General features: G+C 38.7%; 15 protein-coding genes. 1 reads left to right on the top strand and 14 read right to left on the bottom strand.

Annotated elements, in window-relative coordinates; all coding sequences use genetic code 11:
* Positions 1-8 precede the first annotated feature (8 nt).
* The 10 genes from FG28_RS16990 to FG28_RS17030 all read right to left on the bottom strand — a co-directional run bounded on the left by FG28_RS16990 (position 9) and on the right by FG28_RS17030 (position 7,233).
* Positions 9-281, bottom strand: coding sequence for a hypothetical protein (locus tag FG28_RS16990; protein WP_036384890.1), 273 nt, complete (start codon positions 279-281; stop codon positions 9-11).
* Between the two features lie 25 nt (positions 282-306).
* Positions 307-1,128 carry a hypothetical protein gene (locus FG28_RS16995; protein WP_036384892.1) on the bottom strand — a complete coding sequence of 274 codons (822 nt, stop codon included), beginning with the start codon at positions 1,126-1,128 and terminating at the stop codon, positions 307-309.
* A 31-nt stretch (positions 1,129-1,159) separates the two neighbouring features.
* Positions 1,160-1,300: a hypothetical protein gene (locus FG28_RS20690; RefSeq protein WP_156102315.1), complete on the bottom strand. Its 141-nt coding sequence runs from the start codon at positions 1,298-1,300 to the stop codon at positions 1,160-1,162.
* 70 nt (positions 1,301-1,370) lie between these two features.
* Positions 1,371-1,586, bottom strand: coding sequence for a hypothetical protein (locus FG28_RS17000; RefSeq protein WP_036384893.1), 216 nt, complete (start codon positions 1,584-1,586; stop codon positions 1,371-1,373).
* Positions 1,587-1,592: 6 nt separating this feature from the next.
* The gene (locus tag FG28_RS17005) at positions 1,593-2,411 is read right to left on the bottom strand and encodes a hypothetical protein (protein WP_036384895.1); all 819 of its coding nucleotides are present in this window, start codon (positions 2,409-2,411) and stop codon (positions 1,593-1,595) included.
* Entirely contained in the window at positions 2,404-4,392 is a 1,989-nt protein-coding gene (locus FG28_RS17010; protein ID WP_036385050.1) for a hypothetical protein, read from the bottom strand. Before FG28_RS17010 ends, FG28_RS17005 begins: the two co-directional genes overlap by 8 nt.
* Positions 4,376-4,576 carry a hypothetical protein gene (locus FG28_RS17015; protein ID WP_036385051.1) on the bottom strand — a complete coding sequence of 67 codons (201 nt, stop codon included), beginning with the start codon at positions 4,574-4,576 and terminating at the stop codon, positions 4,376-4,378. Before FG28_RS17015 ends, FG28_RS17010 begins: the two co-directional genes overlap by 17 nt.
* Before the next feature lie 133 nt (positions 4,577-4,709).
* Entirely contained in the window at positions 4,710-5,114 is a 405-nt protein-coding gene (locus tag FG28_RS17020; protein ID WP_036385053.1) for a hypothetical protein, read from the bottom strand.
* Complete coding sequence (locus tag FG28_RS17025; protein WP_036385055.1) at positions 5,083-5,643, bottom strand: hypothetical protein; 561 nt, start codon at positions 5,641-5,643, stop codon at positions 5,083-5,085. The genes FG28_RS17020 and FG28_RS17025 overlap by 32 nt, the downstream gene beginning before the upstream one ends.
* A gap of 744 nt (positions 5,644-6,387) precedes the next feature.
* Positions 6,388-7,233 (bottom strand): HTTM domain-containing protein, encoded by an 846-nt coding sequence (locus FG28_RS17030; protein ID WP_036385057.1) that lies wholly within the window; start codon positions 7,231-7,233, stop codon positions 6,388-6,390.
* Positions 7,234-7,364: 131 nt separating this feature from the next.
* Here FG28_RS17030 and FG28_RS17040 point away from each other — a divergent pair.
* Positions 7,365-8,503, top strand: a protein-coding gene (locus FG28_RS17040) for an IS3 family transposase (RefSeq protein ID WP_231562648.1) whose coding sequence is annotated in 2 segments (ribosomal slippage) — positions 7,365-7,626 and positions 7,626-8,503 — 1,140 coding nt in all. Because the reading frame shifts where the segments join, the coding sequence is not laid out codon by codon here.
* A 29-nt stretch (positions 8,504-8,532) separates the two neighbouring features.
* Here the strand turns inward: FG28_RS17040 and FG28_RS17045 are convergent.
* The 4 genes from FG28_RS17045 to FG28_RS17060 all read right to left on the bottom strand — a co-directional run bounded on the left by FG28_RS17045 (position 8,533) and on the right by FG28_RS17060 (position 13,547).
* A complete protein-coding gene (locus FG28_RS17045) occupies positions 8,533-8,748 on the bottom strand; it encodes a hypothetical protein (protein WP_036385060.1) in 216 nt (71 codons plus the stop codon).
* A 44-nt stretch (positions 8,749-8,792) separates the two neighbouring features.
* Entirely contained in the window at positions 8,793-9,005 is a 213-nt protein-coding gene (locus tag FG28_RS17050) for a helix-turn-helix transcriptional regulator (protein ID WP_036385062.1), read from the bottom strand.
* Between the two features lie 1,033 nt (positions 9,006-10,038).
* Positions 10,039-11,118, bottom strand: a complete 1,080-nt coding sequence (locus FG28_RS17055; protein WP_197062622.1) for a DUF4249 domain-containing protein — start codon at positions 11,116-11,118, stop codon at positions 10,039-10,041.
* 29 nt (positions 11,119-11,147) lie between these two features.
* Positions 11,148-13,547, bottom strand: a complete 2,400-nt coding sequence (locus FG28_RS17060; protein ID WP_197062623.1) for a carboxypeptidase-like regulatory domain-containing protein — start codon at positions 13,545-13,547, stop codon at positions 11,148-11,150.
* Between the last annotated feature and the right edge of the window lie 226 nt (positions 13,548-13,773).

Below are 13,773 nucleotides of genomic sequence, written 5' to 3' on the forward strand. Positions count from 1 at the left end.
TTCAATCTTTAATCAAGTCCACTGTAAAAACCTTCTTGCTCCTTGGGCGGGTCGATAATATTGTTAAACTCATTCTTGATGAACAGATATACAATCGGCATCAAAAGTTTAACATATATCTCCTTATGCAATTTTGCATACAACGCCTTAACCTTGTTCTCATGGTCGGGCGTACAATCCTTTTCCCAATCAGTAGTATCTTTCCAAAGTTGAGCCAACTCATCAGAACTGGAAAGATTGAAATCCTCAATCAACTTCAAAAAAATATGCCAAAATTTCATGCTGCTTTATTTAAAATTCTACAAACTACACTTTCATGAAGTGCTTTACGATAATTCTTGCAAACTGGTCGGCAGGAGCCGAAAGACGACCCGTCAACCTTGCATTGTGCAACAACTGGTCTTTAGCCCTAAAGACCACCAATTGAGCCACAGAGGATTCGGGGTTATCGTCGAACATAAAAATGTTGTCCGTCTCAACCGCCTCTTTGGGCAATGCCTGTTTGAAGGATTTTGTACCTGAAATATCCGTTCCGGTAACAACTATGTCACCCGCAAACTTAGCTTTGGCAGAAGCCGTGTAAGTAGCGGTGAAATCCAGTGCAGCAACGATTTGATGAACATTGTCCTTCAAATCCATTGCAATGTCCACATTGCCATTGGCAATGGCATAGGAACGGGTACAGGCAATTACGTTCTTTGGATTGCCATTGGAAGCAATGGTGAACGCCTTTACCTTTGATGCGGCCTTTCCGGTATCAATCGAGGTAAATGCGGCAGAACGTGCCTCCAATCTCAAATACATCTTATCGTTGCCACGAAGCGCAACGGTACCGCCAAAATCAATCAAGAAACGGTAATCAAGACCAAATCCCTTTTTGGAAAGTGCATACTCAACAGATTGGGCATAGAGACCCGTCAAAATCTCATCCAAATGCCCACTATGGATGGTCTCAACCCTTCCACTTCCACGCTCAATGGTCAACTCGACATCGATATGTCGCAAATCATTGATTGCAGCCAATGTATCACCCGCAGTGGAAGCACCACAGGAAATAACTATACCTCGTAGAACCTCGTTTGAAATCTCTACTTTCTCACTTACATCGTATGTAAATAAATGATTCATTTTTTACAATTTTTCAAAGTTCAACTTTGGGCTACTTAGCGTTATCCCCTACTTTTGATTCAACATCAATACTGCCCACAACTGGGATTTTGCGCCACAACCCAAGAATCTTGTTCTTGAAAAGTGCGCCAACCATCAAAATCCCCGCTACCCAAAGGATTTTTTTAAACATCGATTTTCTCCTACGACCAAACATAATTTTGTTATTTAATTACCTTCACGACCCCAAAAATAAAGCGGCATTAAAGCCGCTTTTGTTTTTCTATAGATAATTCCTGTTTCAAAATCTTGTTCCTTCGCTCCAAATCCTTGACCCTATACCTCATATCGGCATAATCGACAACAATCTTTACCAACATCTTTGAAGCAGTCCTAATGCCATGTGCATCCATCAAAAACCTAAAGGTTTCCCTTGGAAAATCCTTGTTCAACCAAATGTGATTCTTCAACTCAGCCATAAAACCTCAATTTCCACAAAAACAAGATTCTCCCAAATCTGAAAATTTTAAATTTTCAATTTTAGAATCATTTATTAAATCAATTATGGATTTTTTACCACGAAAAAAAGTATCATGATACTCTTTTTCTAACCGATAATAAAAATCCAAATACTTTGATTCCTCATTTCGGATTGTACGTATCAAATTCAAATCAGACTTTTTAAAACAAAGTCTACAGTTACCCAAACTACTTGGAATCTTTAAACTAAAAGGCTCCTTTCGCCAAAAACTATCAAGATGGTAATTACTAATAGGGAAATTAAAATCGGTCAACAAAGGAGCAATAATCTTTTTATTTAATTCCAACGAAGAAATCGTTATTCTTTTAGGCATATCTTCAAACCTATAACCAACAGCATTTATAAAATCATTGGAACCAAAAAAAGATTTTGCAAAATGTTTAATAGGCCTAACCTTTAATCTATCCGAACAGTACGGATTAGCTGAACTGGGTAAACCATTAAATTTCCCCTTATTAACGTGAACTATAGAGTTTTTAAAAACAACTCCATCCATATCCAAAGACTTGAAGTCAACAATTCTATGTTTAACACCAACACCCATTATAGTACTATATTCACCCTCAATAGAATATAAAGGCAAACCCCAATAAGTAACCATATCTTTGAGAAACTGAATTGTTTCAGGCCTTTCTAGACCTGTGTTTGCAAAAACAAATAATTTTTCAAAATCATTATATTTTGAACTAGTTTGAATATACCTAGCCATGAACGCCGATGTTCTGCCTCCACTTACACTAATAACAAGTTTCTTTTTATCCATATTTTGACATTTGTGGTTTTGTATAAAATTTATCTACATTGTTCCTATGCCCCGCAAAGGCATAGTAATCCCTAAAATCAATGTTCGTATCTATCTTTTTTGGCTGCATGACACTACGGTCATTAATGCCAAAAATTTCCAAATCCTTCCTGAAACGTGAACGTTGGTTGGCGGAAAATCCAAGTTTTACAAATATCTGCCTCAACTTTTTGCCCTTTTCAAGTTCCCTTAGAATGGTTACCATGTGCATTACGGAAACCTTTTTGAAACCCTTTTCGACCATTTCTTTTTGCGTGAGCAACTGTGTTGCCTTCTTAACCTTTCTAAAGGGAACCACAGGCCTTCCATCCTTGAAATTCGCATTGTGAACCATAACCTTTGAACCGTTCATTTCATTATAGGCATTGGCATTCTTGACCGCATCCCTGTTGTATTGTTTTATGCGGGTCACCAAATCATCAAAATTGGAAACATTCTCAACCTGATAATACTTTACCTCTTTCCAAAAGGATTTGAACATCAACCGGAAAAGTTCCGGTGAGAATGTCGCTATGTCCTTTCCACTCAATATCGTTTGGGAAAGAGGCCAAGGCTCTATTTTATAAAAATCACTAACGGCATCATAATTAGGATAAGCATTCTGCTCATAGTTCTTCAACATCGTATTTGTCTCAAGCATAAAATGACAACCACGTGACATATAGTTGTTCATTGCGTCAAAATTCCTTTTTTCCTTGAAGGTCACATCGTCCTGAAAGGCCTCGTAACGAGAATCATATTTCTTTTTTGTCTCCAAATATTTGACCATTGCAACCCTATGCATAGCATCCTTTCTCCTAAAAAGATAGCGTTTATAAAGACTTGACATATAGGTGTTCTTTATACTGCTTTCATACCTAAGAACCCTATCCATTGCATCTTTTAAAAAAACCGTCTTAAACGGCAACATATCGTAGATTTCCTTTAACGGTAAATCAATCTTATCCTTAATCCCAGGATCAAGATTGATTTTTTCTTTTTTTGTCGCCTTGTTCAACACATACTTTAAAATGCCCTTTTCCTCAGCATAAAAAGCCCCCAACCTTTGGGGCAATTTTTGGGCATCCAAATAATTGTAGTTTATCTCCTCATGTTTCTTCAAATCACCAAATTTGCTGGATACATATTCGGCACCTTTATTGTAAATCTTAAAAAAACATCCATCTGCCTTGGAATACGTCAATGAGGTTCCATATTCCTTTGCAACATTGGCGTTGTTCTTGTAACGCCTAACATTCATGTCCTGCTGATGTGCATGGTACTCGTTTGCATCCTCAGCAGTCTTAAAAAACTGATTGAAACAAAAATCGACCCTAAGAACCTCTATATACTTTTTATTGAGCTCAGTGTCCAATTTGAACTTATAACACAAATCCATAAAGAACCTATCCAAAAACTTCATGAACCTATCGTACAAATGGTCGAAGTGGAACCAAACATCATGAAGCCTCTCAAAATTCCTTATAGCAAAAGTAGACTTTGGTTGTGGTACGAACTGTGCCAAAGAATGCCCGAAAAGATACTTTGGAATGCTCAGTTCAAAATCAATATAACCCGCATTCTTATTGATTGAAAAAGTAACACCACCAAAGGAAGAAGGAACACGGTAAGAACCGTGAAAGCGTTTATAAAACTTCTTTACCTTGTTCTCATCGACAATGACCATCATTCCCGATTCAAACCCATGTTTCCCCCACTTTTTGTTCGTCATTTTATGTACCCAATCTTCTTTGTCGTCTGGTGAAATACTTTCAATGGTCTCATTGCCATCTGCCTTAAGGTGAAAATATTTGCCCTCATATTCCAACATGGATATATACAGTTGGTTATGTTCGGGAACCAAAAAATCGGAAATCTTACGAACCTCTTTGTTTACAAACCTTTTTTCCTTTGATACTTTGTCGTTACAGCCATGAATCCTAATCCTAACTGTGTCCTGCATCTATCAAATCCCTATGCTTTTGATAATAAGAAAAAGCGTTAAAAACCGATTCGGACAACTGGCCCAAATCCAACTTTCCGGCACAATATCTTTTGTACAAATCCCTCATGTGGTGCTTTGTCTCCATTTCGGGCATGCCCATCATGTTCGACAATAAAAGCCAAGCGGTATCACAAACAATCATAAGGCATCATATTTAAGTTCAAGGGACTTAATGTTTTCAAATTCAACCTTAAAACTCAATAGAGTAATAAACGCATCCATACCTTCAGGGGTATCATAAGTTTCATGAATAGTAAGACCATCCTTTGTATGAACTATAATTTCCCACATACCGTCTTATTTAATTTGACAGGGCTTTTCAACCCTTTGAACAATTGATGGTTATCATCGTTCAAAACATAGAATTTCTGTGAAGCTGCGTAATTTGAAAAAAGGATGATATCAAAAAGGACAAAAGCATGGTTCTTTACACGGTTCCGCCAAATCTCCTTTACAATCTGTTTGGGAGCATCCAAATACAGATACGCCCAATGGTCCGAAAGTTCTTCTAACCTAATTGTCTCTTTGTGAACTATTTGTGCAGTGGTCAAATAGTTATCGGTTCCATATTCCAAAACCTCATAATCCAAACCGATTTTCCAATAATCGGAATGTACTTTTATCTCTACAAAAGAATTTTTTAAATAGCTAGGATGCTTTGTTAGGTAAATGCTTTTCATTTTCAGAAGGTTTTAATGATTGTAACCTTCCCCGATAGCCATGTGCAACAAAAAGACCCTTGACCTCATTTGAATAGTTCCTTTCGGTCAAGACCAAGATTTTAGAGATACCATTCAGCTGATTGAGCAATACGGGCTTTTTGTTCCTTTGCCCGTAATCCTTCATAAAATCAACTATATCAAACAAAAAATCAAAAGAAACCCTGATTTTATTGAATTGGACAGCGCATTCATTTTCACCGCCCATGTTACAAAAAATCATACCATAGGAATCATGAAAATCAATGAACGCATTGAGTAAATTCCTTTGCATCCTTGTATCCATAAATTGAAAATGTTGATTTCTCAACATATTCAACTGAAATTCCAAATTCAACATTATGGGCAGATTATCAGTCAAGACCGATTTATATTTTTTAATGTACTGGTTTGCCTCTGCCTTTGTTCTAAACAAATGGACGACATCCCTTTCAATATAAATCCTATAGGTCTTTCTTAAATGGGTAATCTTGAATTGTAGCTTTTGCATGGCACATTATGGAATGAGCCTATTTGCGGTAGATTAATTAATGATTTTTCCTACGACCTTCGTAGATTTTTCAATAAATATGCCCTTCCTAGGAAAAGCATAACTAAAAAGAGGTAAACAAATTGTTTTCAGGCAATTAAATTTTACCAATATGTGGATTATAGTACAAATGTTATCGTACAGCAAATTGCGTATAGCCGTGCTATTTGATATAAAATCAGTTCTGATGCTTTAGCATCATAACGATACCGATTTTATGTCAAAGTAATTTGCTTTAAACATTCGTTGTTTTATTTCCAATGCACCATCTCGCCGCCAACTAAAATCATCCGCTGGATAATTTTACCTGTCACGTGTAAGCTATAATTCTCCATTATGTAAAATATCCCTCGTGTGAGCGTCATGGATTGAAATTTGCAACGGGGTCATGAATAATTTAAATCGGTGTGCTGCGCACCGTTAGTTTTTATTTGTACCATAATTTGTCGCTATGTAAAATAGTCGCTCGGCCAACAGCACATTGCTTTCATAAAAAGTAAATGCCCAAGCATTTATTTTTATACGCAATTCTCAGCCACTTGGCCAGCGCCATTAAAAGCTCAGCTTTTCGTATTTGTTGAAACCTTTGGTTTAATTGAAAATCTGGAAAAGAAAAATTACAGGGAAATCTAGTCAGCTTGTCGCAAAAGCTAAAAATTTAGCCGAGCATAAATTTCAATGATTTCTATTTATTTCTCTCAATATTTAAGAGCTGTCTATTGATATTCTGGAACTATTATGAAAAAACACGGCCTTAATTTTACTAAGCTCCTTTTTCATCTCTGGCAACCAAGCACAAACATTAATTATTATCATTAAAGCAGCAAACATTGGCATTTTCATTGATATTGCAATTGCTAAATGAATTAATATAATGTTTATCAAAACTATTTTTCTTGTTTTAGGTATCCACATCAAAATAAAATATGATACTTCTATAGCAATTACATATATCCCTAATACAGTAAATATTATTGGGTGATTTTTTAAAAAACCTAACTCTATACTACTGAAATCTTTTTGTGTTAGAGCATACCACATTGTTTCTCCATTCCACCACTCAGGGAGAAAAATTTTCTCTATACCAGCTGATAAATAAACAATACACAAATGAATTTGCACAACGCGCAAACCGAGTCGAGAATAGTGACTTTTTCTATAACATTTTCTTTTTTTTAAATTCTTCAAATAATTGTCGATAGAATAGGAATTCCCCGTTGGCAAGAACAGAAAATAAAATAAAATGATTTGAAGAAATACGTCCTTGCCATAGGTAAACAAAGGCATGGTCGAAACTAATATCAAGTAACCTAGAAACAGAATTAAAGAAAACAGTCTAGAATAAAAACCAACAAGTAAAAAAGCCGCACTAACAAAACAAATTAAAAACAAACTGTTAATTGCTTCTATTTCTTCCAGATTTAGAAAGTTCGCAAAATCCGATAGATGGGGTAACCAAGGATTTAATACATTTCTGCTAATTGTCCAACTAACCCAACCAGAATCACCTAAAAGTTCATATCTGTCTTGAAATAGAAATGCGAATTCCAAAAGACAAAATGAACATATTAAAATTCGTAGAACTCCAAGCCAATTATTGTAGCCTTACCCCTTTTGTAGCCTTCCCTAAAAATAGGACAGTTTAAAATTCAGATTTTCTAACTTTAAATTTTAACTGTCACATGAAAAAAAGCAAGTTTACCGAGAGCCAGATCATCAAGGCACTGAAAGAGAACGAACAGGGCCGCAAGGTGGGTGACATATCCCGTGAGATGGGGATTGACACCAGCACTTTTTATTATTGGAGGAAGAAGTACGGGGGCATGGAAGTTGCGCATATGAAGCGCTTGAAGGAACTCGAGGAGGAGAACCGCAAACTCAAGCAGATGTACGCCGATGCCAGTCTTGACATCCGTATGCTCAAGGACGTACTGTCAAAAAAGTTCTAGGGCCTTCCGACAAGAAGCAGCGCGCCAAATATCTCCAGGAGGCCTATTCTGTATGTGTATCGCGTTCCTGTGGGGTACTGGACCTTGCCCGGTCGATGTGGTACTACCATAGCAGGAGGGACGACACCGAGGTCGTCGATGCCCTTTCCAGGCTGGCCGAAGAGCTGCCGACAAGGGGATTCGAGGTGTATTACAAGCGTTTGCGTCGCGAAGGCCGCAACTGGAACAGGAAACGGGTGTTGAGGGTCTACAGGTCCATGAACCTAAAACTCAGGAGGAAGCACAAGAAGAGGCTTCCTGCAAGGACAAAGAACCCACTGGGGGCCCCGATGGAGCTCAACGAGGTCTGGAGCATGGACTTTATGGCCGATGTGCTGTCCGATGGAAGGAAGATAAGGGTGTTCAATGTGATGGACGACTGCAACCGGGAGGCACTGGCCATGGACGTGGGGCTGAACTATCCGGCGATAAGGGTAGTGGAGACCTTATCACAACTGGAGGAGGAAATAGGCCTGCCAAAGACCATACGCTGCGACAACGGTCCGGAGTTCATATCCAAGGCCCTATCACAATGGTGCAAGGCCAAACGTGTCGAGCTGCAGTTCATCCAGCCCGGCAAGCCCATGCAGAACGGATATATGGAACGCCTGAACAGGTTTTACAGGGAGGATGTGCTCGATGCCTATTGGTTCAACGACCTCCACCAAGTAAGGGCACTGACCCAAAAATGGATGGGGGATTACAATACAAGGCATCCCCATTCATCCATCGGGGATATACCGCCCAGGGAATACAAGAAACGTTTCGGGGAAGAATTCTTCCCCGAAACAGACAACATTAATGATAATTTTATGAATTTAGCGATGTCCTAAAAGGGGTAAGGCTACATTTTTAGGGAAGGCTACAGCTCTATATTCTTTAAATGTCCTTCAATGAAATTTGGATTTTTTTGATATCCTCGAAATAAATCATTTAAGTGTGCATTTGAATAAGGAACCGTAATTTGTTCTTCAACAATTAAGCTTTCTAATTCTGAATAAATGATTTTTTCCTGTTCAGGAAGATTGCATTTCTTTTCGATTCTGTCGAAAATGTTTAAATCAAAATATACATTCATTTATTAAGGAATGTCACTATAATAAAACCTATAAAATGTTTTGGTCAAGCTTTTGTAGGTACTAGTAATTCACGAATATCAACTCCTAAAACTTCTGCAATTTCACGAAGTGTTTCTAAAGAGGGCTGCATTTCATTTGTACACCATCTGGATACAGTGGTTCTACTCTTTCCTACTCTTTCTGCCAACCACTTATTGGTTCTATCTTGTTCTGCAAGGACCACTCTAATTCTATTGATTGGCTTTTTGGTGCTCATTTGAATCGTTTTACGTTAAATCTGTATCATTTTAAACAAACTTAATTCTCTAATTCATATATTATAATTAACTTTAAACGATATATTTGATTCTTTTTAATTAAATATTATATCGTTTTAATTAAATATTTAATATTCAAACGACATATCTATTTCCTTTATGGTTTTTTCAACAATTTAATAACCAACTATATGAATCCCAAAGAAATTAACCTACTCCCCCCTACTCTCCTACTTTGAAGAATGCCATGAGGGAGACCTGCTTTCCTTTACGCAATGGTTGGATAAGGCCATTTATATGTTCCATTATCTCCCAACAGATATTTTTTCAGAAACGGAACGGCAAAATGTTTGTCATGTGCTTATGGAACTCAAGGAAGCTGTCATGCAGGTTTACCTAAATAACGAAAACGGCAATTAGCCAACCTTGTTAAAAAGCCTTAACTAAGGACATACACCCCAATAGAAAGTGCCTCCGTCACACCAATTAATCGCTTGTGTAATGTAACTCCCTGGGTTCACAAAATAACATCTTACACAATTACCAGTGCAGTTATTTAATACGATATAAAAATAAGCTCTTTGACTACATGGATTATCTACCCTAACATTGATGTTGCACCAGTCGTCACCAATCCATTTCCAACTAGGCACACACTGTTCATCCCCGTTATTTGTATTGTAATTTTCGTTTAAAACTTCGATTCCGCTAATGTCTGTTCTACTGTCAATTGGTTTTGAGGACAAATTCAAAATGGAAAAACAAGATACTGCTAATAAAAAAATGTACTTTTTCATGTGATTGATTTTAATGGTTAGTATTTCTAATCAAAAGTTTTAATTTTTGCACATAGCTTCAATACCCACAGATGGGTATTTTCTTGGGGGAAGTAAGTCGTAGGAAGTCAATAACTTGGAGTTCTTAAATGTAGAAAATGAGTAGAAAAACCCATTGCACAAAAACCTTAAAAATTCTGGGGTTTTTCTGCAATACTTTAGGCTACTTCTAGAAGGCTCCGGCTCAAAAAAAGTTTCAATTCTCCCACCCTTCAGGGACCCTGCCCGTTCTATATCGGGATTCAATACAGGGTGCGGTAGTTGGTGCTCCCGGGCCACTTTCATAATTGGCGGGTAGCCTATATTCTATAGGGTTCTCTTCAATGGTTCCCCGCTCAATAAAAATGGATTGCGTAGTGGAGGCCAAAGCGGTAAACCTGCCCAAAACAAATTCATCATCGCCATTGAGGCTGACCAAGTTGCCTATCAGTGCTGCTGGTGGCGGGGCATTGAACCCCGAGTTGTTGTCAACAATGTCCTTGAGTACCTTGTAATACTCATACGCCTTGGGTGAAATGGAAAACTGTTGCAGCTCTACCAAGATATCGGCTTTGGTATACAGGGGCACTTGGGCCACTAAGAGGTTATTTACGGCCAAACCGTTTACGAACTCATCGGACAACAACTGGATTTTTTCGTGATACCGTATCTGAAAGCAATCGCTTGTCTCACAGGCATAGGTAAAGTAGGGATCACTATTGGATTCGTTTCCAACGCAGGTGCCATTTCTAAAAACACCATCATAGCACACCTGGCAAAATTGAGGTCTTTCAAAAGAACGATATCCCCATAAATACTGGTTTGCGGTTTCTCCTGGATCGTTAAAGCTTATGGTTATGGCGTGTCCTGGCACAAATCCCTCGACATCTTCTCGATACAATAATTCTTTCCGGTATTCCGCGGTCATATTTTGAAACGGAATCGGCGTGTTGATGGTTTCTGGTTGTGAACGATATTGCCTGCCGTCCACCAAAGTAATCTCCAATTGCCATGTCTCTCCGTCCTCGGCTTGAAAACCTTCCGGCGGAACGTAAATATCCTCTTCTTCCAAAAGGGGGATGGTTTCGTTGGTATCCACGTTTTTAAAAACTACCGTGGCCCCCTCCTGAAAAATGTTTCTATACAGTCTAAAATCCGTATTGGATTCATAAATTCTGGTATAGGATGTACCCACGGCGGTTGAAATTTGGGCGTCAATGTAGATGAGTCCTTCCTTATAGCTGTACTCAGGCTCAACTGGGTCTGTGCAGCCGAACAGAAGCACTGCAACAGACACTACCCAATATTTTATAGAAAAAGAGTGTTTCACTGGAACACAAAATTATAGGTTAGTGCAAACAGGGGGCTATTTAGAACAGAAAGCTCATAGGCTCCCAAAGGACTATTGCCAAAGAATTCAACATTTTGATTTCCAGTTCTTTGTTGGTAATAGATGTTGAACGGATTTTTTCTGGCATAAAGATTATATATGGTGAACACCCAGTGATTCTTCCATCTTTTGTCTTTCTTCGGATTATAGCTTACCCGCCACGAAAAATCAAGCCTGTGATACACGGGCAAACGACCATTGTTGCGCTCCAAATAAATGGGGACATCAATGTCATCGACCTGCACAAAACCGTTGGCCATGGTATAGGGCCTGCCCGATTGTGCTGTAAAATTCAGGCTCCATTTGTTGTACGCGTTACTTTCAAAATTTACCGTGCCGTTAAAAATATGGGGGCGATCAAAATCAGATGGAAACCAGTCATTGTTGTTGATCCTATCGGCCAAATTCTCATTGTAGGTACGAACAAAGCTGCGGGACCACGTATAATTTAGCCAACCATTGACTTTTCCGCCAGTCTTTTTAAGGCTGAACTCAACACCATAGGCCCTACCCTTGCCCTGCACCACCTTTTGTTCCAAAAATTCCTCAAGAAAAAAATCAGCACCCGGCTTATAGGTAAGGTCATTTTGTGAATCCCTGTAATACCCTTCCAACCCCAATTCTAGGGCACTGTCATTATTGGTATCACTAATGTTATGGTAAATCCCCAACCCATAACTTTGACTTTGTTGGGGTTTGATATGCCTATCTGATGATTTCCAACGCGAAGTGGGCAAAGGTGTGGTACTGTTGTATACGTTTTGAAGGTACTGGTTCACCTGGGCATAACTAAGCTTGAACGAGGTCTGTTCCCCCAATTTTATATTGGCCCCTACCCTTGGCTCCAAATGGTTGTAATCTATCACTTTGTCTCCTTTTTCAAATTCTTCAGCGGTTACAATATTGCCTTGGTCATCGTATGTGTTAAAGGTATGGGGGCCACCAAACACATAATGGTTGAACCTAAGCCCTAAAGACAGGGTTATTGGTGATGCCAATTGCCAATTTACATTGGAATAAGCAGACAGTTCATAACTGTTTTCATCTTGTAATGCTACCGGTAGGACGCTATTTGTTCCTCCGGGATCCAGCGTGCCTTGGCCAACCACATATTTTTTGGCCTGCAGACCCAAATAATAGTCAATTGCGGGTTTGGGTCTATTGGCATATTCCGAAATAAAGCTCAGGTAATTGATCTTGGAGCGGTATTCAATTTCATCTGTACTTCCCGTGATGGGCAGTATTGTTTTTGGAACATAATTACTGGAAACAAAAATTGAACGCAGACTGGCCTTTTCATTGAAGGTATGCAACCAATTCAAGGTACCGTTGAGCGCCATAAAATCATACCGGTTCTTATCGGAGTTTATATTGTCAATCTGTGAAATAAGATCAAGTTGATACGTATCCTTGCTATAAAATCCAGTTAGAAAAATTTGGTCGTTGGGATTGGGCAACCAAAGTAGTTTAAAGGTAGTATCGTAAAATTTGGCTTTGGTATCCTTTAGTCTTTTTGAAAAAATGGGCAGCAAAAAATCCGTGAACCCGGCCCGGGTGCCTGCAATTAAACTTAGTTTGTCCTTCACCAAAGGAGTTTCAACGGTCAACCGACTTGAAACCAAACCAACACCACCAGAAAGTTTAAATTTATCCGCATACGGCTTTTTTACCCCAACATCTAAAACCGAGGCTGTCCTGCCTCCATAACGAGCCGGTATGTTGGCCCTATACAAGTCTATGTTTGAAAGGACATCAGGTGTGAAAACGGAGAACAAGCCAAACAAATGTGTTGGATTGTAAATGGGAGCATAATCGAAAAGCACTAAATTTTGGTCCAATGAACCTCCTCTAATGGACAGGCCATTGCTCACCTCCCCTGCATTGTTTACACCTGGGAGCAACGTCATGCTTCGCAATACATCATATTCGCCCAAACCGGAGGGAACTTTTATAAGATCTTGGCTTTGCAGTCGTAAAACTCCCATCTGGGGCAATTCCACATTTTCATTTTTTTGTTTGGCACTCAGGAATATTTCGGATAGCTGTTCTACTTTTTGAAGCAATTCTGTTTCAAGATTGACATCCGTGGTCAAGGCTACCTCCAAGTCATTACTTTGAAAGCCTGTGTAGGAAACGGTTATCTGGTACCTACCTTCAAGAAGGAATCTGGAGTACCTTCCATTGTTGTCCGTGATTCCCCCACAATTGCAAGGCCTAATATAAACATTGGCATTCTCCAAAGGATTTCCAGTGCTTCCATCATAAACCGTGATGGAAAATAGCTTGTCTTCGTTTTGACCATATAAAAGTGCGCCACCCAGTAATACGAATAACAATATTGTGAAAGAGGTTTTTTGGTTCATTGCAGTTGCCAAATGACTGAAGGTAACATGAAATTTTAAAAGTTTTAAAAGGAATATAAAAAACAATGAAATTGTGGTATATCTAACAATCTAGAAAATCTGCAAAGTTTTGAATGTACATGCCGATAGACTAAGGCTATGGAAAAAGGTCTAGCACTTAAAACAAAACGGTGTCGCAGAAAAAAAAACGCCTTACTGA

It is taken from the genome of Muricauda sp. MAR_2010_75 (genome assembly GCF_000745185.1).
GTDB lineage: Bacteria > Bacteroidota > Bacteroidia > Flavobacteriales > Flavobacteriaceae > Flagellimonas.

What these genes read in the sequence shown, in the direction of transcription:
- FG28_RS16990 (WP_036384890.1), bottom strand. Translation starts at nt 281, where the DNA reads ATGAAATTTTGGCATATTTTTTTGAAGTTGATTGAGGATTTCAATCTT.
- FG28_RS16995 (WP_036384892.1), bottom strand. Translation starts at nt 1,128, where the DNA reads ATGAATCATTTATTTACATACGATGTAAGTGAGAAAGTAGAGATTTCA.
- FG28_RS20690 (WP_156102315.1), bottom strand. Translation starts at nt 1,300, where the DNA reads ATGTTTAAAAAAATCCTTTGGGTAGCGGGGATTTTGATGGTTGGCGCA.
- FG28_RS17000 (WP_036384893.1), bottom strand. Translation starts at nt 1,586, where the DNA reads ATGGCTGAGTTGAAGAATCACATTTGGTTGAACAAGGATTTTCCAAGG.
- FG28_RS17005 (WP_036384895.1), bottom strand. Translation starts at nt 2,411, where the DNA reads ATGGATAAAAAGAAACTTGTTATTAGTGTAAGTGGAGGCAGAACATCG.
- FG28_RS17010 (WP_036385050.1), bottom strand. Translation starts at nt 4,392, where the DNA reads ATGCAGGACACAGTTAGGATTAGGATTCATGGCTGTAACGACAAAGTA.
- FG28_RS17015 (WP_036385051.1), bottom strand. Translation starts at nt 4,576, where the DNA reads ATGATTGTTTGTGATACCGCTTGGCTTTTATTGTCGAACATGATGGGC.
- FG28_RS17020 (WP_036385053.1), bottom strand. Translation starts at nt 5,114, where the DNA reads ATGAAAAGCATTTACCTAACAAAGCATCCTAGCTATTTAAAAAATTCT.
- FG28_RS17025 (WP_036385055.1), bottom strand. Translation starts at nt 5,643, where the DNA reads ATGCAAAAGCTACAATTCAAGATTACCCATTTAAGAAAGACCTATAGG.
- FG28_RS17045 (WP_036385060.1), bottom strand. Translation starts at nt 8,748, where the DNA reads ATGAATGTATATTTTGATTTAAACATTTTCGACAGAATCGAAAAGAAA.
- FG28_RS17050 (WP_036385062.1), bottom strand. Translation starts at nt 9,005, where the DNA reads ATGAGCACCAAAAAGCCAATCAATAGAATTAGAGTGGTCCTTGCAGAA.